The 22,570-nt window shown below is 69.8% G+C and carries 26 protein-coding genes; 14 read left to right on the forward strand and 12 right to left on the reverse strand.

Going from position 1 to position 22,570, the window contains the following annotated elements; translation table 11 throughout:
* The first annotated feature begins 110 nt into the window (after nt 1-110).
* The gene (gene adh, locus BM396_RS06255; protein ID WP_043345235.1) at nt 111-1,634 is read left to right on the forward strand and encodes an aldehyde dehydrogenase; all 1,524 of its coding nucleotides are present in this window, start codon (nt 111-113) and stop codon (nt 1,632-1,634) included.
* 81 nt (nt 1,635-1,715) lie between these two features.
* Here adh and BM396_RS06260 read toward each other — a convergent pair whose 3' ends face one another.
* Entirely contained in the window at nt 1,716-2,009 is a 294-nt protein-coding gene (locus BM396_RS06260; protein ID WP_043380252.1) for a hypothetical protein, read from the reverse strand.
* A 148-nt stretch (nt 2,010-2,157) separates the two neighbouring features.
* On the opposite strand from BM396_RS06260, the gene BM396_RS06265 reads away from it, so the two are divergent.
* The 3 genes from BM396_RS06265 to BM396_RS06275 are packed head-to-tail and all read left to right on the forward strand — an operon-like array spanning nt 2,158 to nt 3,461.
* Nucleotides 2,158-2,583, forward strand: a complete 426-nt coding sequence (locus tag BM396_RS06265; protein ID WP_043345230.1) for a DUF779 domain-containing protein — start codon at nt 2,158-2,160, stop codon at nt 2,581-2,583.
* A gap of 27 nt (nt 2,584-2,610) precedes the next feature.
* Nucleotides 2,611-3,024 carry a carboxymuconolactone decarboxylase family protein gene (locus tag BM396_RS06270; protein ID WP_043345227.1) on the forward strand — a complete coding sequence of 138 codons (414 nt, stop codon included), beginning with the start codon at nt 2,611-2,613 and terminating at the stop codon, nt 3,022-3,024.
* Nucleotides 3,021-3,461, forward strand: a complete 441-nt coding sequence (locus BM396_RS06275) for a cupin domain-containing protein (protein ID WP_051044584.1) — start codon at nt 3,021-3,023, stop codon at nt 3,459-3,461. The genes BM396_RS06270 and BM396_RS06275 overlap by 4 nt, the downstream gene beginning before the upstream one ends.
* A gap of 3 nt (nt 3,462-3,464) precedes the next feature.
* Here BM396_RS06275 and BM396_RS06280 read toward each other — a convergent pair whose 3' ends face one another.
* The 7 genes from BM396_RS06280 to gap all read right to left on the reverse strand — a co-directional run bounded on the left by BM396_RS06280 (nt 3,465) and on the right by gap (nt 9,533).
* Nucleotides 3,465-4,469, reverse strand: coding sequence for a tetratricopeptide repeat protein (locus BM396_RS06280; protein ID WP_244538822.1), 1,005 nt, complete (start codon nt 4,467-4,469; stop codon nt 3,465-3,467).
* A gap of 44 nt (nt 4,470-4,513) precedes the next feature.
* The gene (locus tag BM396_RS06285; RefSeq protein ID WP_043380249.1) at nt 4,514-5,158 is read right to left on the reverse strand and encodes a thiamine phosphate synthase; all 645 of its coding nucleotides are present in this window, start codon (nt 5,156-5,158) and stop codon (nt 4,514-4,516) included.
* 20 nt (nt 5,159-5,178) lie between these two features.
* Nucleotides 5,179-6,249, reverse strand: coding sequence for a class II fructose-bisphosphate aldolase (gene fba / locus BM396_RS06290; protein ID WP_043345222.1), 1,071 nt, complete (start codon nt 6,247-6,249; stop codon nt 5,179-5,181).
* Nucleotides 6,250-6,312: 63 nt separating this feature from the next.
* Nucleotides 6,313-6,657, reverse strand: a complete 345-nt coding sequence (locus BM396_RS33105; protein ID WP_210187135.1) for a hypothetical protein — start codon at nt 6,655-6,657, stop codon at nt 6,313-6,315.
* 55 nt (nt 6,658-6,712) lie between these two features.
* Nucleotides 6,713-7,915: a phosphoglycerate kinase gene (locus BM396_RS06300; RefSeq protein WP_043380246.1), complete on the reverse strand. Its 1,203-nt coding sequence runs from the start codon at nt 7,913-7,915 to the stop codon at nt 6,713-6,715.
* 35 nt (nt 7,916-7,950) lie between these two features.
* Nucleotides 7,951-8,439: a hypothetical protein gene (locus tag BM396_RS06305; protein WP_043380244.1), complete on the reverse strand. Its 489-nt coding sequence runs from the start codon at nt 8,437-8,439 to the stop codon at nt 7,951-7,953.
* A gap of 89 nt (nt 8,440-8,528) precedes the next feature.
* Nucleotides 8,529-9,533: a type I glyceraldehyde-3-phosphate dehydrogenase gene (gene gap, locus BM396_RS06310; RefSeq protein ID WP_043345211.1), complete on the reverse strand. Its 1,005-nt coding sequence runs from the start codon at nt 9,531-9,533 to the stop codon at nt 8,529-8,531.
* Nucleotides 9,534-9,983: 450 nt separating this feature from the next.
* Between gap and BM396_RS06315 the strand changes: the two genes are divergently transcribed.
* Both BM396_RS06315 and BM396_RS06320 read left to right on the forward strand, forming a co-directional pair.
* The gene (locus tag BM396_RS06315) at nt 9,984-10,268 is read left to right on the forward strand and encodes a DUF4164 family protein (protein ID WP_043380241.1); all 285 of its coding nucleotides are present in this window, start codon (nt 9,984-9,986) and stop codon (nt 10,266-10,268) included.
* A 42-nt stretch (nt 10,269-10,310) separates the two neighbouring features.
* The gene (locus tag BM396_RS06320) at nt 10,311-10,682 is read left to right on the forward strand and encodes a cell division protein ZapA (RefSeq protein ID WP_043380238.1); all 372 of its coding nucleotides are present in this window, start codon (nt 10,311-10,313) and stop codon (nt 10,680-10,682) included.
* 322 nt (nt 10,683-11,004) lie between these two features.
* On the opposite strand, the gene BM396_RS06325 is transcribed toward BM396_RS06320, so the two are convergent.
* The 3 genes from BM396_RS06325 to madL form a co-directional block, all read right to left on the reverse strand.
* Nucleotides 11,005-11,673: a GntR family transcriptional regulator gene (locus tag BM396_RS06325; RefSeq protein ID WP_043380236.1), complete on the reverse strand. Its 669-nt coding sequence runs from the start codon at nt 11,671-11,673 to the stop codon at nt 11,005-11,007.
* Nucleotides 11,674-11,796: 123 nt separating this feature from the next.
* Entirely contained in the window at nt 11,797-12,561 is a 765-nt protein-coding gene (gene madM, locus BM396_RS06330) for a malonate transporter subunit MadM (protein ID WP_091994733.1), read from the reverse strand.
* Between the two features lie 17 nt (nt 12,562-12,578).
* Nucleotides 12,579-13,037: a malonate transporter subunit MadL gene (gene madL, locus BM396_RS06335; RefSeq protein WP_043380233.1), complete on the reverse strand. Its 459-nt coding sequence runs from the start codon at nt 13,035-13,037 to the stop codon at nt 12,579-12,581.
* 227 nt (nt 13,038-13,264) lie between these two features.
* Between madL and mdcA the strand changes: the two genes are divergently transcribed.
* The 8 genes from mdcA to BM396_RS06375 all read left to right on the forward strand — a co-directional run bounded on the left by mdcA (nt 13,265) and on the right by BM396_RS06375 (nt 21,180).
* The gene (gene mdcA, locus BM396_RS06340; RefSeq protein WP_043380232.1) at nt 13,265-14,911 is read left to right on the forward strand and encodes a malonate decarboxylase subunit alpha; all 1,647 of its coding nucleotides are present in this window, start codon (nt 13,265-13,267) and stop codon (nt 14,909-14,911) included.
* 39 nt (nt 14,912-14,950) lie between these two features.
* A complete protein-coding gene (gene mdcC, locus BM396_RS06345) occupies nt 14,951-15,259 on the forward strand; it encodes a malonate decarboxylase acyl carrier protein (RefSeq protein ID WP_043380229.1) in 309 nt (102 codons plus the stop codon).
* Nucleotides 15,260-15,261: 2 nt separating this feature from the next.
* The gene (locus tag BM396_RS06350; RefSeq protein WP_043380226.1) at nt 15,262-16,191 is read left to right on the forward strand and encodes a biotin-independent malonate decarboxylase subunit beta; all 930 of its coding nucleotides are present in this window, start codon (nt 15,262-15,264) and stop codon (nt 16,189-16,191) included.
* Complete coding sequence (gene mdcE / locus BM396_RS06355; RefSeq protein ID WP_043380223.1) at nt 16,178-16,894, forward strand: biotin-independent malonate decarboxylase subunit gamma; 717 nt, start codon at nt 16,178-16,180, stop codon at nt 16,892-16,894. The genes BM396_RS06350 and mdcE overlap by 14 nt, the downstream gene beginning before the upstream one ends.
* Nucleotides 16,887-17,546, forward strand: a complete 660-nt coding sequence (gene mdcG, locus BM396_RS06360; protein WP_043380220.1) for a malonate decarboxylase holo-[acyl-carrier-protein] synthase — start codon at nt 16,887-16,889, stop codon at nt 17,544-17,546. Before mdcE ends, mdcG begins: the two co-directional genes overlap by 8 nt.
* A complete protein-coding gene (locus tag BM396_RS06365; protein WP_043380218.1) occupies nt 17,543-18,469 on the forward strand; it encodes an acyltransferase domain-containing protein in 927 nt (308 codons plus the stop codon). The genes mdcG and BM396_RS06365 overlap by 4 nt, the downstream gene beginning before the upstream one ends.
* Before the next feature lie 176 nt (nt 18,470-18,645).
* Nucleotides 18,646-19,629, forward strand: coding sequence for a GDP-mannose 4,6-dehydratase (gene gmd, locus BM396_RS06370; RefSeq protein WP_043350641.1), 984 nt, complete (start codon nt 18,646-18,648; stop codon nt 19,627-19,629).
* Between the two features lie 69 nt (nt 19,630-19,698).
* Nucleotides 19,699-21,180 (forward strand): aldehyde dehydrogenase, encoded by a 1,482-nt coding sequence (locus BM396_RS06375; protein ID WP_043382250.1) that lies wholly within the window; start codon nt 19,699-19,701, stop codon nt 21,178-21,180.
* Between the two features lie 45 nt (nt 21,181-21,225).
* Here the strand turns inward: BM396_RS06375 and BM396_RS06380 are convergent, their stop codons facing one another.
* Nucleotides 21,226-22,464 carry an O-antigen ligase family protein gene (locus BM396_RS06380; protein ID WP_236961656.1) on the reverse strand — a complete coding sequence of 413 codons (1,239 nt, stop codon included), beginning with the start codon at nt 22,462-22,464 and terminating at the stop codon, nt 21,226-21,228.
* Nucleotides 22,465-22,570: the final 106 nt, after the last annotated feature.

A 22,570-nucleotide genomic window follows, 5' to 3' on the forward strand; every position in this document is an offset into this window, starting at 1 on the left:
CTGCGAACAGAGCGGAAGCGGATGCGGCCCCGACGATCGGTCGCCCGAGCGCCAGCTTAAGCCCAAGAGCCGCGGTTCGCGAGGCCGGGGCCTATGGAGGGAACACAGCGATGAACAAGCCGGAATTCCTCGGCGACGCCAAGGTCAAGTCGCCGTTCTCGGCCCGCTACGAGAACTTCATCGGCGGCCAGTGGGTCGCCCCCGCGGCCGGCCGCTACTTCGAGAACACCTCCCCGATCACCGGAAAGGTGGTGTGCGAGGTGGCCCGCTCCGACGCACAGGACGTCGAGAAGGCGCTCGACGCCGCCCACGCCGCCAAGGAGGCCTGGGGCCGCACGGCGCCGGCCGAGCGCGCCCGCATCCTCCTCAAGATGGCCGACCGGATGGAGGAGAACCTCGATCTGCTCGCCCTCGCCGAGACCTGGGACAACGGCAAGCCGATCCGCGAGACGACCCACGCCGACATCCCGCTGGCCATCGACCATTTCCGCTACTTCGCCGGCTGCGTGCGGGCGCAGGAAGGCTCGATCTCCGAGATCGACCACGACACGGTCGCCTACCATTTCCACGAGCCGCTGGGCGTGGTCGGCCAGATCATCCCGTGGAACTTCCCGATCCTGATGGCGGTATGGAAGCTCGCCCCGGCGCTCGCCGCCGGCAATTGCGTGGTCTTGAAGCCCGCCGAGCAGACCCCGGCCTCTGTGCTGGTGCTGGCCGAGATCATCGGCGACCTGCTGCCGCCGGGCGTGCTCAACATCGTCAACGGCTTCGGCCTGGAGGCCGGCAAGCCGCTCGCCTCCTCGCCGCGGATCGCCAAGATCGCCTTCACGGGTGAGACGACCACCGGCCGCCTCATCATGCAGTATGCGTCGCAGAACCTGATCCCGGTGACGCTGGAACTCGGTGGCAAGTCGCCGAACATCTTCTTCGCCGACGTGGCGAACGAGGACGACGACTTCTTCGACAAGGCGCTCGAAGGCTTCACGATGTTCGCCCTCAACCAGGGTGAGGTCTGCACCTGCCCGAGCCGCGCGCTCGTCCATGAGTCGATCTACGACCGCTTCATGGAGCGGGCGGTGAAGCGCGTCGAGGCGATCACGCAGGGCTCGCCCCTCGATCCGGCCACGATGATCGGCGCCCAGGCGTCGGGCGAGCAGATGGAGAAGATCCTCAGCTACATCGACATCGGCAAGCAGGAGGGCGCCCAGCTGCTCACCGGCGGCGAGCGTAACGTCAAGGAGGGCGAGTTCGCCGAGGGCTTCTACGTGAAGCCGACGGTGTTCCGCGGTCACAACAAGATGCGGATCTTCCAGGAGGAGATCTTCGGCCCGGTCCTGTCGGTGACGACCTTCAAGGACGATGCCGAGGCGCTCGCGATCGCCAACGACACGCTCTACGGCCTCGGCGCCGGCGTCTGGACCCGCGACGGCACCCGCGCCTATCGCTTCGGCCGGGCGATCCAGGCCGGCCGCGTCTGGACGAACTGCTACCACGCCTACCCGGCTCACGCGGCCTTCGGCGGCTACAAGCAGTCCGGCATCGGCCGTGAGACCCACAAGATGATGCTCGATCACTACCAGCAGACCAAGAACATGCTGGTCAGCTACTCGGCCAAGAAGCTCGGATTCTTCTGAGCTTCTTCCCGGGTTAACCCCCCGAGACAACTTCAGCCCCGGCCTCACGGCCGGGGCTTTTTCGATCCCGCAACACCGCGTTCAGTAGAGGCCGTAGCCGTAGCCCTCGAAGGGGGCGTTGACGATCGAGCCCGGCGCCATCGGGCCGGCATCGCCGCTGACGCTGGGCACGTCGTCCGGCGGACCGTCCCAGCCGACGACACCCATGGGATTGTCGGGCGTGACGTTGGGATTCCCCGCGACGCGCCACGCATGCTGGACGAACAGCGGCTGTTCGCGGGGCTGGACGCGGAGCGACAGCGGTTCGGCTGCGGCGGGACCGGCGAGACCGGTCAGGGCAAGGACGACGCAGGCGGCTTTTCTGAGAACTGACATGACGGGCGCTCCCGAAGCGTCGGGCGGCAACCGCCGCCCTCCGTCGAGACAACGCGCATCGCGACGTTTCGGGACCTGCATTCGCTCGCGTTGCGGTGGAAACCCGCCGGCAACCGCGCATATTTCAACATCGACTGGGGAGGATGGCATGAATTCGGATCAGACCTTGGACGCCAACGTCGCCGAGCAGGCCGGCGCCGACGGAACACCCCTGCGGGTGACCGCCACCCCGGCGGCTCTCGCCCTCATCGACGAGCTGCGGAGCGAGTACGGCCCGGTCATGTTCCATCAGTCCGGCGGCTGCTGCGACGGCTCCTCGCCCATGTGCTACCCCGTCGGTGATTTCCTGGTGAGCGACGGGGACGTCCGACTCGGCACCGTCGGCGGCGCCGAGTTCTTCATCAGCCGGTCGCAATTCGAGGTCTGGAAGCACACCCACCTGCTCCTCGATGTCGTGCCGGGGCGCGGCGGCATGTTCTCGCTGGAGAATGGACGCGAGAAGCGCTTCCATATTCGCTCGCGCCTGTTCTCCGACGCGGAGAACCGGGCCCTCGAAGGGGCCTGCAAACTCTGAGGACGAGCTTCGCGGAGAGGGGGCACGATGGCCACCGTCAAACTCTGGTCCGATGCCGAGGCCGAAACCGACCCGCGCATCGGCGCCGTGTTCGCCGACATCCGGGCGACCCGCGGCTCCGACTTCATCAACAATTTCTGGCGGGGCCTCGCCAACGATCCGGCACTGCTCGAACGGACCTGGTCTGTCCTGAAGACCGTCATGGGACCGGGAACACTCGATCCCCTCACCAAAGAGCTGGTCTACATCGCGGTCTCGATCGCCAATGGATGCCCGTACTGCATCCATTCCCACACCGCCGCTGCGCGGGCTAAGGGCTTGACGGACGCGCAGCACGGCGAGTTCCTGGCGGTGGTCGGCATGGCCAACCAGACCAACGCGCTGGTGAACGGCATGCAGATCCCGGTCGATCCCGCCTTCAGAGTGGAGGAAGGTCCATGAGTTCCGTGTCCGGTCAAGGAGAGCAGGGTTTCCGGGTGGTGCGCGAGAGTGCGCCCTTCCGCGGCAAGCAGGGGCACATCTACCGGCCGGCGGTCTCCGCCGAAGCCGTGGGCTCGAAGGCGCTGCACATGCAGCTTCTGGAGATACCGCCCGGGGAGCGTGCCCATGCGCACAAGCACGAATCGCACGAGACGGCGATCTACGTGCTGTCGGGGGTGTCAGGCTGTTTCTGGGGCGAGCGGCTGGAGCATCACGCGATCGCGGGGGCCGGCGAGTTCGTCTATATCGCCGCCGACGTGCCGCACCTGCCTTACAACCGCAGCCAGACGGAGCCCGTCACCGCCGTGATCGCCCGGACGGATCCCAACGAGCAGGAGAGCGTCGTCCTCCTGCCGCACCTCGAGGCCGGCGTCGACTGGTCCAAGGCCGAGGGGTAGCGCTCAGCGCTGTTCGATCCGCTCATTGGCGAGGCGCTCGGCGCGCGAGCGCTCGTCGGCGGAAAGGCCGGACAGCGTCTGATCCAGCCACGCGTCGGAAAGGCCCTGTCCGGCAGCGGCAAGGTTCCAGGCCGCAGCCTCGACGGGATTCTTGGCGACGCCACGGCCGACCGCGTAGAGGCGCGCGACGCGATTCTGCGCGATGGCGTTGCCGCGCGAGGCCGCGTGCAGGAAATAGCGGGCAGCCGCCCGCTCGTCCTTGGTGACGCCGGTGCCGTTGAAAAGAAGGATCGCGTACTCGACCTCACTGGCGAGATCGCCATTGTCGGCGCCGCGCCGGAACAACTCCGCCGCCTTGGACGGATCCTTCGGTACCCCGCGACCCTGGAGGTAGAGAACGCCCAGATCGTGCTGCGCGGGGCCGATCTCCGCATCGGCCGCCTTGCGGAACTGCGCGGCGGCCGCCGCCTCGTCGGCCGTGGCCCCGGTGCCGATCAGGATCAGGCCGAGATTGTAGGCGGCGGTCGGCGAGCCTTGGGACGTGGCCTGTTCCAGCCATCGGCGCCCGGCCTTCGGATCCTTCGGCATACCGCGTCCGTCGAGCGCCATGAGCCCGAGGGATGCCATGGCGGACGGGTCGTTCTGTGCGGCGGCCAGACGATACCAGTCGGCGGCCTTCACCGGGTCCTGCTTCACGCCGAGGCCCTGGTTGTACAGCTCCCCGAGAAGCGTCATGGCGGCGGCGTCCTTCGGATTCGCCTCGATGCGCTTCGTCGCCTCGCGGAAGGCCGTGACGTACTGGCCCTTCTGATAGGCGCCGTAGGCGAGATCCGGCGGCTGACCGCCCTGCGGCGGCACGGCGCCCCGGGTGTAGTTCGGCGTATAGGGACTCGGCAGTTCCGGCATCAACTTCTTGCCGGTCTGCGCGGTGGACCCGATCGATCCGGGCGCCGCGGTTGCGGGCGGGTCGGCCGGAGCGGAGACGGCCCAGGTCGGCAGAGCGAGCACTGCCGCTCCGACGAAAGCCAACAGATGAGGGGCGTTGCGGCGCCTCACGCGGCAGCCTCCCGAAGGACGCGCTGGGCCCGCTCGACGGCTGCCGGATCCGACAGCCAGAGGCCGCTCTCCAATCCCACGAACTCCGCGCCTGTCGCGCCGAGCGGCCCGATCTCGTCGGCGGCGACGGCGACCGCGATGCACGGCGTCTCGAAGATTTCGGCCCACCAGGTGGCGCGGGCCCGGACGGTCTCCGCCTCCGGCGCGACACCGTCCGGATACAGCCCGCCGAACATCAGATAGTCGATACCCGCCTCGCCGGCTTCCATGGCGCCATGCTTGGTCTCGATGCCTCCAGCACCGAGGATGCGCCCGTCGCGCAGCCGGCCGCGCAGATCCTTCAGGTCGCGCGGCTTGTCGACATGGATGCCGTCGGCGCCGCCGCGGATCGCCACCGTGGCGAGATCACCCGTGAAACCCGGACAGGCCACGACCAGGGCCGCGCCCCGCTCCTGCGCCACCGGAGCGACCGCCTTCACGCGGGCCGTCAGCCCGCGCTCGTCGGTGGCGGCGAGCCGCAGGATCACGGCGGCGACATCGCCCGCTTCGCAGGCGGCCTTCAGGGCCGCCACGAAGCCTTCGAGTCCCTCGGCGTCGAGACCGTGCGGTCCGAGAAGGGCGAGGCGGGCATTGGTGCTCATCGGGGGCGACAACCGGCGCCTTACCGCGCGCCGATCTTCGGATCCAGGGCGCCGCTGGCGTAGCGCTTGGCCATCTCGGCGACCGAGATCGGCCGGATCTTCGAGCCCTTGCCGGCGGTGTTGAACTCCTCGAAGCGCTGCTTGCAGAGCTTGGTCATCGCCTCCATGGCGGGCTTCAGGTACTTGCGCGGGTCGAATTCGGAGGGGTTCTCGGTGAGGACCTTCCGGATCTGACCGGTCATCGCCATACGGTTGTCGGTGTCGATGTTGATCTTGCGCACGCCGTGCTTGATGCCGCGCTGGATCTCCTCGACCGGAACGCCCCAGGTCGGCTTCATCTGGCCGCCGTACTGGTTGATGATGTCCTGCAGGTCCTGCGGCACCGACGAGGAGCCGTGCATGACGAGGTGGGTCGTCGGCAGGCGGCGGTGGATCTCCTCGATCACGTTCATCGCCAGCACCTCGCCGTCGGGCTTGCGGGTGAACTTGTAGGCGCCGTGGCTCGTGCCCATGGCCACCGCCAGCGCGTCCACCTTGGTGGCCTCGACGAACTTCACGGCCTCCTCCGGGTCGGTCAGGAGCTGGTCGTGGCTGAGCGTACCCTCGGCGCCGTGGCCGTCCTCGGCCTCGCCCTGGCCGCTCTCCAGCGAGCCGAGCACGCCCAGCTCACCCTCGACCGAGACGCCGGCCCAGTGGGCCATCTTGGTGACGTTGCGGGTGATCTCGACGTTGTAGTTGTAGTCGGCCGGGGTCTTGCCGTCGGCCTTCAGCGAGCCGTCCATCATCACCGAGGTGAAGCCATACTGGATCGCGGTGGCACAGGTGGCTTCGTTGTTGCCGTGGTCGAGATGCATGCAGACGGGGATGTGCGGGTAGATCTCGACGAGGCCGTCGATCAGCTTGGCCAGCACCACGTCGTTGGCGTAGGCGCGGGCGCCACGGCTCGCCTGAAGGATCACCGGCGAGTCGGTGGCATCGGCGGCCGCCATGATGGCGAGCCCCTGTTCCATGTTGTTCAGGTTGAAGGCGGGCACGCCGTACTCGTACTCAGCGGCGTGATCGAGGAGCTGCCGGAGGGTGATGCGTGCCATCGTGCGTGTCTTCCCGTTTCCCGTTTCGTTGTCCGCCCGATCGCCGGAGGCGCGGTGAGGCCCTCAGCTGGGCTGTATCGTTTCGCTCTGCCGGGTGCCTTGCTTTCGGTCAATCTCCGACGCGGCGCAGGCCATTCTTTCGGCGGATGATCCCCGGTCGGTCCGGCTTTCTTGGGCTGCGACGCGGTCCTCGACCTCGCTGACCCGCGCGTCGAACCTTACCGCCGTGGCCCGCATCGTCACGCGCATCCCGGCCGCGTTCAGACGATCGATCCGCGCCTCGAGCCTGTCGAAGCGCGTCACCGTCTCGGACCGCAGATCCGCCAGGCTCGCCTGGATGCCCTTCAGGATCTCGAAGGTCGCGTTCTCCCCATCGTCACCCATCGCCCCGGCCCCGCGGCTGATCAAGCCCGGCAGTGTAGATAGGGTCGGGCCAATGGGGGAGGAGAGCAAGGCGGCCGTCTCAGCCCTTCGCCCGCAGCGCCTCGACGCCCGGGAGGGCCTTGCCCTCAAGCCATTCGAGGAAGGCGCCGCCGGCGGTCGAGACGTAGGTGAAGTCCTGCGCCACGCCGGCATGGTTGAGCGCGGCCACGGTGTCGCCGCCGCCCGCAACCGAGACGAGCTGGCCGTCCTTCGTCCGCGCGGCCGCATGCTTGGCGGCGGCCACGGTGGCGGCGTCGAACGGGGCCAGCTCGAAGGCGCCCAGCGGGCCGTTCCACACCAGGGTCTTGGCCCCGTCGATGGCGGCATTGATCTCGGCGACCGAGCGCGGACCGGCATCGAGGATCATGCTCGCGTCCGGCACGGCATCCACCGGCACGGTCTCGTGGGGAGCCTGCGCCTTGAACTCGGTCGCGGCTACGGCGTCGACCGGCAGGATGATCCGGCAGCCGGCCTTCTCGGCCGCCGCCAGGATGCGCGTGGCGGTCTCGGCGAGATCCTTCTCGCAGAGGGACTTGCCCACCGCCTTGCCCTGCGCGTGCAGGAACGTGTTGGCCATGCCGCCGCCGATCACCAGCATGTCGACCTTGGCGACGAGGTTCTCCAGGAGATCGATCTTGGAGGAGACCTTGGCGCCGCCGACCAGTGCGATCACCGGGCGCTGGGGCGATTCCAGGCCCTTGGTCAGCGCGTCGAGCTCGGCCTGCATCTCGCGGCCGGCATAGGCCGGCAACCGGTGCGCCAGACCCTCGGTGGAGGCGTGGGCGCGGTGGGCTGCCGAGAAGGCCTCGTTGACGTAGACGTCGCCGTTCGCCGCCAGGGCGTCCGCGAAAGCCGCGTCGTTCTTCTCCTCGCCGGGATGATAGCGGGTGTTCTCCAGGAGGAGGACGTCGCCGTCCTTCAGGGCCGCCACCGCCTGCGCGGCGGCGTCGCCGACGCAATCCGACGCGAAGGCGACGGTGCGCCCGAGGGCCGCGCCGAGGGCCGGGACCACCGGCTCCAGCGAATCCTTCGGCTCGCGCTTGCCCTTCGGCCGGCCGAAATGGGCGAGCAGGATCACCCTGGCGCCCTGCTCGGCGACCTCGCGGATCGTCGGTGCGACGCGCGCGATGCGGGTCGCGTCGGTCACCCGCCCGTTTTCCATGGGCACGTTCAGATCGACGCGCATGAGTACCCGCTTGCCCTTGAGGGAGCCGGCATCGTCGAGGGTGCGGAAGGCGCTCATGCGGTCTGGTGCGGTCCTGTGCGGGGCGAGGGCGATTACTGCGCGGTGGTGCCGATGGTGGCCCGCTGCGGCAGCAGGCGGTCGAGATTCAGACGCTGGACGGCGACCATCAGGACCACGGTCAGGATGGCGGTGATCACGGCGGTAAGGACGAGGGCGCCGGTCCCGGGCAGGCGCCGGGTGCGCTCGGCGAGGCCGCGCATCTCCGTCCGGAGCGCCGCCAGGTCGGACTGGCGCGCCGATTCATTCATCCGGTTCGCCGCATTCTCGACCTTGTCCTCGACTCGGGACAGCAGTGCCTCGGAGCGGGCATACTTGTCCTCGATCCGCGAACACTTGTCCTCGATCCGCGCGAGCTGATCGAAGAGCTGGTTGGCCGGAAGCGGGTGGGACGGGACCGCGGATGCGGCAGGGGCCGCGGCGGTCGGTGCGGCGGCGGGTGTGGCGGGCGGCGGCGGAGCCGGCCTGGGGGCGGGCGGCACGGCAGCCGGTCCGCTCGACGTGCCCTGCGAAGCGTCGGTCATCCCTGGAGAGTCCCTGGTTCGAAGAAAGGCCGTCCGAAGAGTGGTGCGGCCGCCGACCTTTCAGGAGGCGGCGACCGCTGCAGTCCGGCTCAGATGAGCTTGGCCATCGCCACGGCGGTGTCGGCCATGCGGTTCGAGAAGCCCCATTCGTTGTCGTACCAGGTCAGGATGCGCACCAGCACGCCGTCCATCACCTTGGTCTGGTCGAGGTGGAAGGTCGAGGAATGGGGGTCGTGGTTGAAGTCGATCGAGACGTTCGGCCGGTCGGTGACGCCCAGCACGCCCTTGAGCGGGCCGGCCGCGGCGGCCTTGATGGCGTCGTTGATCTCCTGGACCGTCGTCGCGCGCTTGGCCGTGAAGACGAGGTCCACCGCCGAGACGTTCGGGGTCGGCACGCGGATCGCGGTCCCGTCGAGCTTGCCCTTCAGCTCCGGCAGCACGAGGCCGACGGCCTTCGCGGCGCCGGTCGAGGTCGGGATCATCGAGAGCGCCGCGGCGCGGGCCCGGTAGAGATCCTTGTGCATCTGGTCCAGCGAGGGCTGGTCGTTGGTGTAGGAGTGGATCGTGGTCATGAAGCCGCGCTCGATGCCGACCGCGGCGTCCAGCACCTGGGCGACCGGCGCCAGGCAGTTGGTGGTGCAGGAGGCGTTCGACACGACGTGGTGCTCGCCCGTGAGCTTGTCGTGGTTGACGCCGTAGACCACCGTCAGGTCGGCGCCGTCGGCCGGGGCCGAGACGAGGACGCGCTTGGCGCCGGCGTCGAGATGGGCCTTCGCCTTGTCCTTCGAGGTGAAGATGCCGGTGCATTCCAGCGCGATGTCGACGCCGAGGTCGCGGTGCGGCAGCTCGGCCGGGTTGCGCACGGCCGTGACCTTGATGCGCTTGCCGTTCACCACCAGGAACTCGCCGTCCACGGCGACCTCGCCGGGGAAGCGGCCGTGCACGGAGTCGTAGCGGAGCAGGTGGGCGTTGGTCTCCACCGGGCCGAGATCGTTGATCGCCACGACCTCGATGTCGCTGCGGCCGGCCTCCGCGATCGCGCGCAGGACGTTGCGGCCGATGCGTCCGAACCCGTTGATGGCAACCTTCGTCACGGCGTGACTCCTTCCTGATGCGGCTCGCCGCGCGCCGGACCTGGGGGGTGGTCCGCGGAGCGGTCTCGGCGGCCCGCCATACCGTCCGGGCCGGGCCGGGCGGGATCTGTGCGGGCGGGTTTGAACCTGCGATGAACCGGACCGGGAGAGGCCGGGCTTCCACGCGCGTGACCGTCGGATCGGACGGTGCCGGCTGAGGCCTCGGAACTGTCGCGGACCGGCCCTCCGGCATGTCTCGCGCGGTCCCTCTCGGGATCGCGCGGCTGTCTAGCATGGAGCCTCGACCTGTCAAACGCGTCGCCGTGACAAAGACCTTCGATCCACCGTCCAATAAACAGGGATCGGCACGATCCATTCGGAGTTCACCCGGATCGGGGATCGAAGGCCATTTCCCCCTGGAATTTCGGCTGCATTCGACGGAAAGCTTGCTGTCGAGGTAGACACAGAACCATGGCCGACGAGACCGAGCTCCGTTCCATCGACGACGCCCTCCGCCGCCTCGAGGCGGCCATCAACCGCCTGGATGCCGTCGTCCAGCGCCGCCTTGAGGTGGCCGCGCAGCCCGACGACCGGGATGCGGAACTCGCGCTGATGGACGAGGATCGGGCCCGCCTCGCCGCGGCTCTCGATGCTGCGAGCGCCCGTCTTGCCACCGTCTCGGCGACTACGGGGGAGGTCGGGCATCGGCTCGACCGGGCGATCGAGACCGTCCAGGATGTGCTCGGGCGCGCCTGATCCCCACGCCTACGCCTGTCGGAGCGCACAGCGGAGCCGCCTTTGCCGCAGATCAACGTGACCATTGATGGCCGCTCTTACCGCATGGCCTGCGGGGAGGGGGAGGAGGCGCATCTCACCGGCCTCGCCGCCACCCTCGACGGGCGCATCGGCGAGATGCGCAAGAGCTTCGGCGAGATCGGGGACATGCGCCTTCAGGTCATGGCGGCGTTGACCATCGTCGACGAGCTCGCGGAGCTGCGCATGCGGTACGCGACCCTCGAGACCGACGTCGCGGCGCTGCGCGCTGCTGCCGAGGCTGCCGAGCGCGGGCGAGCGGAGGATGCCGAGCGGGCGGCCGTCGGAATCGGGCGGGCGGCCGAGCATATCGGAAAGCTCGCCGACGCGCTCGGCGGGGTAGGTCCGCGCACGTGAACGACATCCCGTGAACGACCAGGAGCCGGACGCCTGCACCGTCGAACCGGTTCGCCGTCCGACGCCGCGCGCGAGCCAATCGCGGACCGCAATCCGACCCCGGCGGCGCCGAAAGCGGCGGGATTTTCGGGAATCCTCACCCCTCTGGACTGACGTGGATGCGGGCACGACGCCGGTCCCCTTGAACACGACCGTCACCGGCTGCCGGTGCTGATCGACCGTTCGAGGCCCTTTCGGTTCGTGGTCGGACTGGTCTTCGCGCAACCGTGAGGCCGTCCGGGGCCGGGTTGCCGCGCCGGACCGATCATCGCTGTCGAAAACCTCATTCCGTCTCGGCGATGTAGCGCCCCAGCGCCGCCGCCGCCCGGAGCATGTGGGCGCGCATACGCCGGGCGGCCGTCTCGCCGTCCCCTTCGGCGATCGCCGCCAGGATCTCGCCGTGCTCCTCCCGCGAGCGGCGGATCCGGTCGGCGTGGCGGAGCTGCGTGCGCCGGAACGCGGCGAGGCGCTCGCGGATCGCCAGGGCCTGCTCGGCCATGAAGCCGTTGTGGGTCGCCGTGTAGAGCGCCTCGTGGAAGGCGCGGTTGAACCGGTCGTAGGCGTCGACGTCGCCCGCCTCGACCGCCTTGGCGGATTCCTCGTGAAGCTCCATGAGCTCCCCGCGCTCCAGGGGCGTCATCCGGTAGGTGGCGAGCCGGGCGCACATCGCCTCGATCTCGGCGGTCGTCTCGAACATGTCGGCGATCCGCTGCGGCGTGAGGCGCACCACCACGACGCCCCGGCGGGGCCGGATTTCCACGAGCCCTGAGGCCGCGAGCTGGCGCAGCGCCTCCCGGACGGGCGTGCGCGACGCGCCGTAGCGATCGGCCAGGTTCTGCTCGTCGAGGGCCGTGCCGGCCGCGATCGTCCCCGACGCGATGGCGTCGGTGAGCGCGTCGCGGATCCGGTCCGAGAGCAGCCCGCTGTCGATCTTCTGAAAGTCGCCGTGCATCCGCCGTTCCTCAATCGTCCCGTGAGCGGCGCCTGCCAGTCTTCGGGAAGACGATGCGGAACCATACCCTAATCCGCACGGGCGAATCCGCATCCCGACCGGACGCGCCGGAACGAAGCCGCTTCAGCCGACGAGGGCCCGCACCGTCAGGAACAGGATCGAGGGGCCGACGAGGCAGCCGATTCCGGTGTGGAACGTCGCTGTCAGCGCGCCGTAGGGGACGAGCTTCGGATCGGTCGCCGCGAGGCCGCCCGCGACCCCGCTGACCGTGCCCATCAGGCCACCATACGCCATCGCGGAGCGCGGGTTGTCGAGGCCGATCAGCCGGGCCACCAGGGGCGTCCCGACCATGACCATGACCGCCTTGGTCACCCCGGTCGCGATGGACAGCGCCATCACGGTGGAATCCGCGCCGATCGCCGCGCCGGTGACGGGCCCGACGATGTAGGTGATCGCCCCCGCGCCGATCGTCGTGATCGAGACCGCGTCGTGATAGCCGAAGGCCACGGCGGTCAGGGTGCCGACGATGAACGGCAGGATCGTCCCGAGGGCGAGGGCCAGGACGCCCAGCAGGCCCGCACGCCGCGCCTCGATCACGTCCACCTCGAACGCGGTGGCGACGATGGCGAAGTCGCGCAGCATCGCCCCGCCCATCAGGCCGATCCCGGCAAGCGCCGGGATGTCGGCGAGGCCCTTCTTCCCACCCGTGTAGAGCCCGCCGAGATAGGCGAGCGCCAGCCCCAGCACGATCGCGATCGCGGAGCCGTGGACGCGGCCTTTGGTGAGGCGCCTGGCGGCGTAGTTCGAGACGAGGATCAGCGCGCCGACCACCGCGAAGGCGGCCACGAGGCTCTGCTCGACGAAGACGTGCTCGATGCCGTGCCAGATGTCGTGTCCCATGGCGTTCACCCCTTCCTGGCGCCGGGCGCGGCGGCCGGCGCCACCGCTTCGGGCTCGGCGTCGCCGCCGATCACAGAGCCGCCATGCTCCACGGCGCCGCTGCCGGCGTCGCGCCGGCCGATCCGGCTGAGCAGGGCGACGGCGCCGAAGCACAGGACCAGGGAGCCTGTCGCCGCGATCAGCACGATCGGACCGCCGCTCACGGCCGCCACGACGTTCTGCTGGGCCGCCATGGCGACCACGATCGGGATGTACATCCCCGCCCAGAATTCGACGCCGAACTGGACTCCTTTGGTCAGGCGCCCCCGCTGGGAAAGCCACAGGCGCGCGGCGATGAGCAGGATCATGGCGATGCCGACGCCGCCGACATTGGCCTTGACGCCGAGAGCGAGGCCGAGAAGGTCGCCGAGATACACGCCGATCAGCGTGGCGGCGGCGAGCAGGGCGACACCGAGGACGATCATCGGCGTTGCCCGTTCACTGGAGCGGCGCTTCCGGCCGCATCCGACGGCCGTGTGGACGCGTGCAACATGGCGCGTTCCCTTCCCGGATCGGCCTCTGGGGCCGTTGCGCGAAGTATGCAATATGTTCACACGCACGCAATCCCGTATACGAAACTGTGATTGCGCCGGGTTTGAAAATACGGGAACAGCCGCTAGATATCTTCTGGTACACCGGTTGGAGCACGCGGATGGGCGAGTGGCGCGGTGAGAGGCGGGCGCGGGACGCGCGCATCGCGGCGGGGCGCGCCCACGCGGACGGCAAGGTCGTGCCGGCCGGGGCCGTGGTCGACCTGCTGGAGTCGATCCTGCGGCCCGGCGACCGTGTCTGTCTCGAGGGCGATAATCAGAAGCAGGCCGACTGCCTCGCCCGCGGCCTGAGCGCCTACGATCCCGACAAGATCCACGACCTGCACATGGTCCAGTCGGGGATCGTGCTGCCAGAGCACCTCGACGTGTTCGAGACCGGGATCGCGAAGCGGCTCGACTACTCGTATTCCGGTCCGCAGGGCGCCCGCATCGCCAAGATGCTCTACGGCGGCCAGATCGAGCTCGGCGCGGTCCACACCTACCTGGAGCTGTTCGCCCGCTACTTCGTCGATCTGACGCCCAACGTGGCGCTGATCGCCGGCGTCTCGGCCGACCGGAACGGCAACCTGTATACGGGGCCGAACACCGAGGACACGCCGACCGTCGTGGAGGCGACCGCCTTCAAGAACGGCGTCGTGGTCGCGCAGGTCAACGAGATCGTCGACACGGTCCCGCGGGTCGACATCCCGGGCGACCGGGTGGACTTCGTGGTCGAGGCCGACACGCCGTTCTACGTCGAGCCGCTCTTCACCCGCGATCCGGCGGCGATGACCGAGACCCAGATCCTAATCGCCATGATGGCGATCAAGGGGATCTACGCCGAGTACGGCATCCGCCGGCTGAACCACGGAATCGGTTTCGGGACCGCGGCGATCGAGCTGCTGCTGCCGACCTACGGCGAGAAGCTCGGCCTGAAAGGCAAGATCGCCACCCACTGGGCGCTCAACCCGCACCCGACCCTCATCCCGGCGATCGAATCCGGCTGGGTCAAGCAGGTCCACTGCTTCGGCTCCGAGGTCGGGATGGACCGCTACATCCGTGAGCGGCCCGACATCTTCTTCACCGGCGCGGACGGAAGTCTGCGCTCGAACCGGGCCTTCTGTCAGACCGCCGGTCTCTACGCCTGCGACATGTTCATCGGGGCGACGCTCCAGATCGACCTGATGGGCCATTCCTCGACCGTCACGCAGTCCCGGGTGGCGGGTTTCGGGGGCGCCCCCAACATGGGCTCGGACCCGCATGGCCGGCGCCATCCCTCCGATGCCTGGATGAAGGCCGGCCGTGAGGGCCAGATCGTCGGCGACCCGGCGCTGATGCGCGGGCGCAAGCTCGTGGTGCAGCTGGTGGAGACCTTCGGCGACAAGCTGGTCCCGACCTTCGTGGAGAAGCTCGACGCCCTCGAACTGGCGAAGAAAATCGGCCTCGAACTGGCGCCGGTCATGATCTACGCCGACGACGTGACCCACATCGTCACCGAGGAGGGTATCGCGAACCTCCTGCTCTGCCGGGACGCGGACGAGCGCGAGCAGGCGATCCGGGGCGTCGCCGGCTACACCGAGGTCGGTCGCGGCCGGGACCGGGCGAAGGTGGAGGCGCTGCGCGCCCGGGGTGTCATCCGTCGCCCCGAGGATCTCGGCATCGAGCCCCTGGACGCCGACCGGGCGCTGCTCGCCGCGAAGTCGATCAAGGATCTCGTGCATTGGTCCGGCGGACTCTACGAGCCGCCGGCCCGGTTCCGGAACTGGTGAGCGGCGCGCGATGAAGGGTCCTCTGGCAAGGAGCCGGCCATGGAATCTCTGACCTTCCGCCACACCACGAAGAAGCCGCTGCCCGGCTCGGTGCCGAGCGCGATCACCGGCGTCGTGGCGTCCGGCAACCTGGAGATCCTGCTGGAGCGCGTCCTGCCGCCGGATGCCTGCGAGGTGGCCGTCGAGACCCCGATCGCCGGCTACGGCGACGTCTGGGAGGCGGTGGTGGCCGATTTCGTCGCCCGGGCGCAGCCCGGGGGCCTGCGCATCAGCATCAACGACGGCGGTGCCCGCCCCGACACCGTGTCGCTGCGCCTGCTCCAGGGCGCGCGGCTGATGGAGGCCTGACCATGGCTGGCGACCGCGCCGCGAGCATCGATCCGGACGCCCTGAGCTGGTACGAGGCCACCGCCCGCCAGCGGGTGCTGGCGCTCACCGATCCGGGAAGCTTCCACGAGTTCCTGCCGCCGACGGAGCGGCGCATGAGCCCGCACCTGCCGCTGTTCGACCTGCCGCGCGCCTTCGACGACGGCATCGTGGTCGGCCGCGCGCGCCTCGACGGCGAACCGATCCTGATCGCCGCCCAGGAGGGCCGCTTCATGGGCGGGGCCTTCGGCGAGGTGCATGGGGGCAAGCTGGTCGGCCTGCTCCGGGCGGCCCTGGCGCTGAAGCCGAAGGCGGTGCTGATCCTGTTCGACACCGGCGGCGTCCGCCTGCAGGAGGCCAATGCCGGCGAGACGGCCATCGCCGAGGCCATGCGGGCCATCGTCGATGTGCGCGTCGCAGGCATCCCGGTGATCGGGCTGATCGGCGGCCGGGCCGGCTGCTACGGCGGCGGCGGCCTGATCGCCGGCACCTGCTCGCGGCTCGCGGTCTCGGAGGGCGGCCGCATCTCGGTGTCCGGCCCCGAGGTCATCGAGACCAACAAGGGCGCGGAGGAATTCGATTCCCGCGACCGGGCGCTGGTCTGGCGCACCATGGGCGGCAAGCACCGCCGCCTGATCGGGGGTGCCGACGCCTTCTGCGCCGACATCGTCTCGGCCTTCCGCAAGGCCGCCCGCGATCTCGTCGGCCGCGCGCCGGCCTTCGACCTGGACACCCTCGAAGCCGAGCAGGCCCGCCTGGAAGCCCGGATCGACCGGTTCGGCGATTGCCGCGACGCCACGGATGTCTGGGCCCGCCTGGGCGTGAACGATCCCGAATCCGTGCCGGCAATGGATACGGACGCCTTCGCGGAGACCGTGGCACGAAGCCCGGAGGCCGACCATGACGCTCGCTGAGATCCTCGCCTCCCTCTTCCCGCAGGGCCACGCGGTCGCGGTGCGCGAGGGCCTCGTGACCGGCACCGGTCCGTTCGGGGACGGCCCGATGCACGTGGTGGGCATCGACGGCGACACGCCCCTCGGCGTCGACGGGGCGCTCGTCCTGTCGCGCGCCGTGCTCAATGCCGTGCGCACCGGCGACCGCGCGCCGATCCTGGTGGCGGTGGATTCCGACAGCCAGCGCATGAGCCGCCGTGACGAGCTTTTGGGTCTCAACGAATGCCTCGCCCATCTCGCCAAGGCGCTGCTCCTGGCGGATCGGTCGGGCCATCCGACGATCGGGCTGATCTACGGCCACTCGGCCGCCGGCGCCTTCATCGCCACGGCCCTCGCGACGCGGGTCCTGGCGGCACTGCCCGGGGCCAATCCCAGCGTCATGGATCTGCCGTCCGTCGCCCGGGTGACCAAGCTGCCCCTCGACACCCTTGAGGAGATGGCCAAGTCGACCCCCGTCTTCGCCCCCGGCCTCGACAACATGGTGGCGGCCGGTGCCGTCCACGTCGTTCTGGACCCGGACCGGCCCCTTGGCAGCCAGATCCGCGCGGTGATCGACACGATCGAGGCGGAGGACGTCCGCGACCGGCTGGGCGCCGAGCGGGGCGGCCGCCCGGTCGCCCACACCGTCGCGGCGGCCGTCGCCGATCAGGCGCGCCTTGGCTGAGCCCTTCCGACGCCACGACCTCGTCCGCGTCGATCCGGCGGCCTGGGACGCGTGGCGCGCGGACCGGCCCGATCTCGGCGCCGTCCCCCATCTGGAGGGCTGGGCCTCGGCGGGCCGGCCCTTGATCGTCCGCCGCCGTGTTCCCGGGGAGACCGGCGACCCGGTGCCGCTCGGCCTGCCGCTGCCGCCCGCGGACGGCAAGCGGCGGATCGGGCTCGCCCTGCCGGCATCCGCGCTGTCGCCCGTACCGGCGGTGAGCCTCGCCGAGGCCGCCGCCCACGCCCCGGCGTCCTGGGGTCCGGCCGTCGACGCCCTCACGGCGCTCGGCCGACGGCACGGCCTGGTGCCGCGCCCCTTCGGCAGCCTCCTCTGGCAGGCTGTCACGGGCCTCACCTACCTGAGCGCCGCCTCCGACCTCGACCTGCTCTGGCCGTGCCGACTTCCGGTGCCGGTCGGTCTTCTCGACGGCATCGCCGCCGTGGCTGGGACGGCACCGATGGGCATCGATGGGGAGATCCTCCTGCCGGACGGCGCCGGTCTGCACTGGCGCGAACTGCGCGACGCGCCGGAGGACGGTTCGGTGCTCGCCAAGAGCCTGGACCGTCTGGCCCTGCAGGGGGTCGCGGGCCTGCGCGGCCCCGGCCCGGCATGACCCTCGCGATCCTCCTCTCCGGCCAGGGCGGCCAGCACCCGGCCATGTTCGACCTCACGGCCGATCATCCGGCCGCGCAGGACGTGTTCGCTTCCGCCAGACCGCTTCTCGGCGGCACCGATCCGCGCGACCTGGCCCGCGCGGGCGGCGACAACCTGCAGGCGAATCGGACTGGTCAGATCCTGTGCTGCGTCGCCGCCCTGACGGCGTGGCGGGCGCTGGCCGGGGCGGCATCGGACCGCTCGATCGTGGCCGGCTACAGCATCGGCGATCTCGCGGCCTGGGGCGTCGCCGGACGCCTCGACCACGCGGACGTGCTCGCTCTCGCTGCGCGACGCGCGGAGGCCATGGATGCCGCTTCCGGCGCGGGGTTCGGGCTGGCGGGGATCCGCGGTCTGAGCCTCGACGCGCTCGCGGATCTTGCGGCACGCCACGGTTGCCACCTCGCCATCCGCAACGCGGCCGACAGCGGCGTCGTCGGCGGTCCGCGCGAGGCGCTGGCGGCGCTGTGCCGGGATGCGACCGGCTCGGGCGCGCAGCGGGCCGTGGTCCTGCCCGTCCACACGCCGTCGCATACGCCCCTGCTGGATGCCGCAACGGTGGGCTTTCGGGACGCGCTCGCCGCGGTGTCGCCGCGCCGTCCGCCGGCCCGCGCGCCGCGCCTGGTCAGCGGGCTGGACGGGAGCACGGTGTTTCGCGACGCGGACGGTCGCGAGAAGCTGGCGCTTCAGATCTCGCGCACGATCGACTGGGCCGCCTGCCTTGAGGCGTGCCGCGAGTACGGCGCGGACCGCGTGCTCGAACTCGGACCGGGGCACGCCCTCGCCACGATGGCCCGGGCCGCCCTCCCGGCGGCACGCGTCCACGCCGTCGAGGAATTCCGCTCGCTCAGCGGTGTGACGGACTGGCTCGCGCGACCTTAGTCACGCCGCACATATGCCGCACATCCATTGCGGTTGGCCGTGCCTCTGCGACGCTAGTCTGGTGATGGGCCAGTCCGGCCCCGCTCGCCTGGCACAATACTGATGTCGACACCTCGCCTTGACGCGCGGCCCGTTGCGGTCGTAGCAGCCGGGCATCTTCGGGACGGGACGGGTTCATGACGGCCAAGCGAGCGCTGATCACGGGTGTGACGGGCCAGGACGGCGCGTATCTGGCACAGCTGCTGCTGCAGAAGGGCTACGCCGTCACCGGCATCGTGCGGCGCTCCAGCCATGCCGGCGTGTTCGACCACCGGTTGAAGTGGCTCGGCATCCTCGACGATGTCGAGCTGGTCGACGGCAACCTGCTCGACCTCTCGGCGCTGATGCGCATCGTCCAGGCCGCCAAGCCCGACGAGATCTACAACCTCGCCGCCCAGTCCTTCGTGACCTCGTCGTGGCAGCAGCCGCTTCTCACCGGGCAGGTGACCGGCCTCGGCGCCGCGCACATGCTGGAATGCCTGCGCTCGGTCGCCCCCCAGGCGCGCTACTACCAGGCCTCGACCTCGGAGATGTTCGGCCTGATCCAGGAGGCCAAGCAGAGCGAGTCGACGCCGTTCTACCCGCGCTCGCCCTACGGTGTGGCCAAGCTCTACGCCCACTGGATGACCATCAACTACCGGGAGAGCTTCGGGCTGCACGCCTCGAACGGGATCCTGTTCAACCACGAGAGCCCGCTGCGCGGGGTCGAGTTCGTGACCCGCAAGGTCACGGACGCGGTGGCGCGGATCAAGCTCGGCACGCAGAAGGAGCTGCGGCTCGGCAACATCGACGCCAAGCGCGACTGGGGTCACGCCCGCGACTACGTGCAGGCGATGTGGCTGATGCTGCAGCAGGACCGCCCGGACGATTACGTGATCGCCACCGGCCGGACCACGACGGTGCGGGACATGTGCGCGATCGCGTTCAAGCATGTCGGCCTGACCATGGACGACCACCTCGTCATCGACCCGGCGCTGTTCCGGCCCGCGGAGGTGGAAGTGTTGCTCGGCAACCCCGCCAAGGCGAAGGCGACCTTCGGCTGGGAGGCCGAGACCAGCCTGGAGGCCCTGATCACCGAGATGGTCGACGCCGACATCAAGCGCCTCAGCGCCAACGCCTGAGACGGCCGGGCTCGCCGGAGGCGGGCCCCGGATCCATATGGCGCGCATCCGCAGTCGGAGGAGCGCGCCGTGAAGACCTACCAGCTCTACATCGACGGGCAATTCGTCGATCCGGTCGAGGGCTCGTGGTTCGAGTCCATCGATCCCTATCGCGGTGAGCCCTGGGCCCGGATCCCACGTGCCGGGCGGGCCGATGTCGACCGGGCGGTGGCCGCCGCCAAGCGCGCCATGTGGGAGGGCCCCTGGGCCACCATGACGGCCACCGCGCGCGGCAAGGTGCTGCGCCGGATCGGCGACCTCGTGGAGCGCGAAGCGAAAGCTCTCGCCGAGGTCGAGGTCCGCGACAACGGCAAGCTGTTCGCCGAGATGTACGGCCAGACCCGCTACCAGCCGGAATGGTGGTGGTACTATGCGGGGCTTGCCGACAAGGTCGAGGGCGCCCAGGTGCCGATCGACAAGCCCGAGACCTTCGCGTTCACCCGGCACGAGCCGGTGGGCGTGGTCGGGGCGCTGACGGCGTGGAACTCGCCGCTCTTGTTCGTGGCCTGGAAATGTGCGCCCGCGCTCGCGGCCGGCTGCGCGGTCGTGGTGAAGCCCTCCGAGTTCGCCTCAGCCAGCACGCTGGAATTCGCCCGGCTCACCAAGGAGGCGGGGCTGCCCGACGGGATGTTCAACGTCATCACCGGCTTCGGCGGCGAGGCCGGCAGCGCGATCGTCGAGCATCCGGACGTTGCCAAGATCACCTTCACGGGCTCTGACGCGACCGGCGCGAAGGTCTACGAAGCGGCCGCGCGCCAGATCAAGCGCGTCTCCCTGGAACTCGGCGGCAAGTCGCCCAACATCGTCTTCGCCGATGCCGACCTGAAGGCCGCCGCCGCGGGCGCGATCTCGGGCATCTTCGCGGCCACCGGGCAGACCTGCATCGCCGGCTCGCGCCTGCTGGTTCAGAACAGCATCCGCCAGGAATTCACCGACCGACTGATCGAACTCGCCCGCACCGCCAAGCTCGGCGACCCGATGCAGGCGGACACCAATATCGGGCCGATCACCACGCCGCCGCAATACACGAAGGTGCTCGACTACATTGCGCTGGCCAAGAGCGAGGGGGCCCGCTGCGTCTTCGGCGGCAATCCCGCCTCCGGTCCCGGCGTGCTCGGCGGCCAGTTCGTGGAGCCGACGATTTTCACCGGCGTCACCAACGACATGCGTATCGCCCAGGAGGAGGTGTTCGGCCCGGTCCTGTCGATCATCGGCTTCGAGGACGAGGCCGAGGCGCTCCGGCTCGGCAACGACGTGATCTACGGGCTCGCCGCCGGCGTTTGGACGCAGGATATCGGCCGCGCGATGCGGATGTCGAAGGGGCTGCGGGCCGGCACCGTCTGGGTGAACACCTACCGGGCGGTGAGCTACATGATGCCGTTCGGCGGCATGAAGCGCTCCGGCATCGGCCGCGAGAGCGGCATCGAGTCGATCCGCGAGTTCCTGGAGACCAAGAGCGTCTGGATCTCGACCAGCCGCGACGCGCCGGAGAACCCCTTCGTCATGCGGTGATGGCAGCGGCCGCGCCGTTGCAGATCGCGGCGGCGCGGCCGGCCCTCAGGGTCGCTGGCCGGTCGCGGATGCCGCGCGGTCGGGCGGCAGGGCGAGGGATGCCAGGATGAAGCCCATGAAGAAGAGGAAATACTGGTTGACCGACAGCTCCTCGAACATCAGCGACGGGATGAGGAACAGGGCGCTGTAGGTCAGGAATGGCCCGAAGGCGGCGGGCGCCAGCAGGATCCGGCCCAGACCGGAGAGGAGCAGCAGCGCCACCGCGATGCCGCTCTGAAGCGCCAGCGAGACGAAGCCGTTATGCGGCGTCACGAGGCCGGTCAGCGCCTGAAGTTCCTCCCGCCTGGCGACCTCGCCGACGCCGAACGGGTATTCAACGACGAGCTGGAGCGCGGTCACGCCCGACAGGAACCGCTCGTCAAAATTGCCCGTGACGTTGCGATCCTCGGCAAAGCGCCGCTCGATCGCCTGGGACAGGGTTCCCGGCAGAGGGATCTCCCCCGTCACCGCCCAGGCCACGAGCAGAAGACCGAGCACACCGAACACGGCCAGCACGGCGGGCGCCTTGAGGTTCCGCCGCATCAGCAGGCCGAGGAACAGCAGCGGCATGAACAGGCCGGCGCGGTTGTTGGTGAAGGGGAAGCTCGCCAGCAGGGCCGCGAAATAGGCGAGATAGATCGCCTTCAGGCGATAGCGCAGGCTGAGCACCAGGGCCGCCGTCCCGCCCAGGGCGAAGACATGGCCGGTCTCGTTTCCCGAGGCCCAGAGGCCACCCTGCTTGTCCTGCACGAACAGCTTCAATTCCTCGTCGAGCCCGTCCGTGGGGACCGCGAGCCCGAACTTTTCGAGCTGCAGGCCCGAAGCGGCGAGTAGCAGCACGGCGAGGGAGGCGAGCAGGCCGGCGAGCAGGCCGACGCAGAACGCGTCCTCGACGCGCCGGTCGCGGAACATGACCAGCAGGATGAACGCCTGGACCACGTAGAGCAGGAGGACGAGGGTCAGGTAGACGTCGCCGGCCTGCTTGTGCGCCTTCAGCACCAGCGAGGCCGCGACGAGCGCCAGGATGCCGGCGAGCGGCGCGGCCTGACGTAAAGCTTCCGCGATGACGGCGCGGCGCAGCCCGAGCCAGGGGATGAGCAAAAACGGGAGAAGGTCGGACAGGCGCTGAAACGGCAGCCCGAAAGTCGAGGTCAACACGTTGAAGTTCAGGGCCGCGCCGAGCAGGAACACCGCGACGCGATCCGCCAGCAGGGACGCGGCCGGCGCACCTGTTCCGATGGGCACCGCCTGTCCCGTCATGGTCCCGCACCGTCTGAACGCGCACCCGCCGCCGATGAACCGTCTCCGCCGGCCGCGACCTTCGGCGGACAATGTCGCCCAGAAAGGTTGG

Origin of the sequence: Methylobacterium sp. UNCCL125, from assembly GCF_900116795.1 — a bacterium.
Taxonomy (GTDB): Bacteria; Pseudomonadota; Alphaproteobacteria; order Rhizobiales; family Beijerinckiaceae; genus Methylobacterium; species Methylobacterium fujisawaense.

Bases quoted from the DNA above. Each gene is read 5' to 3' on its own strand.
- gmd (WP_043350641.1), top strand. From the start codon at position 18,646: ATGACGGCCAAGCGAGCGCTGATCACGGGTGTGACGGGCCAGGACGGC.
- adh (WP_043345235.1), top strand. From the start codon at position 111: ATGAACAAGCCGGAATTCCTCGGCGACGCCAAGGTCAAGTCGCCGTTC.
- mdcC (WP_043380229.1), top strand. From the start codon at position 14,951: ATGGAATCTCTGACCTTCCGCCACACCACGAAGAAGCCGCTGCCCGGC.
- mdcA (WP_043380232.1), top strand. From the start codon at position 13,265: ATGGGCGAGTGGCGCGGTGAGAGGCGGGCGCGGGACGCGCGCATCGCG.
- BM396_RS06315 (WP_043380241.1), top strand. From the start codon at position 9,984: ATGGCCGACGAGACCGAGCTCCGTTCCATCGACGACGCCCTCCGCCGC.
- BM396_RS06365 (WP_043380218.1), top strand. From the start codon at position 17,543: ATGACCCTCGCGATCCTCCTCTCCGGCCAGGGCGGCCAGCACCCGGCC.
- BM396_RS06300 (WP_043380246.1), bottom strand. From the start codon at position 7,915: ATGAGCGCCTTCCGCACCCTCGACGATGCCGGCTCCCTCAAGGGCAAG.
- BM396_RS06275 (WP_051044584.1), top strand. From the start codon at position 3,021: ATGAGTTCCGTGTCCGGTCAAGGAGAGCAGGGTTTCCGGGTGGTGCGC.
- fba (WP_043345222.1), bottom strand. From the start codon at position 6,249: ATGGCACGCATCACCCTCCGGCAGCTCCTCGATCACGCCGCTGAGTAC.
- madL (WP_043380233.1), bottom strand. From the start codon at position 13,037: ATGATCGTCCTCGGTGTCGCCCTGCTCGCCGCCGCCACGCTGATCGGC.
- BM396_RS06270 (WP_043345227.1), top strand. From the start codon at position 2,611: ATGGCCACCGTCAAACTCTGGTCCGATGCCGAGGCCGAAACCGACCCG.
- mdcE (WP_043380223.1), top strand. From the start codon at position 16,178: ATGACGCTCGCTGAGATCCTCGCCTCCCTCTTCCCGCAGGGCCACGCG.
- BM396_RS06350 (WP_043380226.1), top strand. From the start codon at position 15,262: ATGGCTGGCGACCGCGCCGCGAGCATCGATCCGGACGCCCTGAGCTGG.
- BM396_RS06285 (WP_043380249.1), bottom strand. From the start codon at position 5,158: ATGAGCACCAATGCCCGCCTCGCCCTTCTCGGACCGCACGGTCTCGAC.
- BM396_RS06265 (WP_043345230.1), top strand. From the start codon at position 2,158: ATGAATTCGGATCAGACCTTGGACGCCAACGTCGCCGAGCAGGCCGGC.
- BM396_RS06305 (WP_043380244.1), bottom strand. From the start codon at position 8,439: ATGACCGACGCTTCGCAGGGCACGTCGAGCGGACCGGCTGCCGTGCCG.
- BM396_RS06260 (WP_043380252.1), bottom strand. From the start codon at position 2,009: ATGTCAGTTCTCAGAAAAGCCGCCTGCGTCGTCCTTGCCCTGACCGGT.
- BM396_RS06325 (WP_043380236.1), bottom strand. From the start codon at position 11,673: ATGCACGGCGACTTTCAGAAGATCGACAGCGGGCTGCTCTCGGACCGG.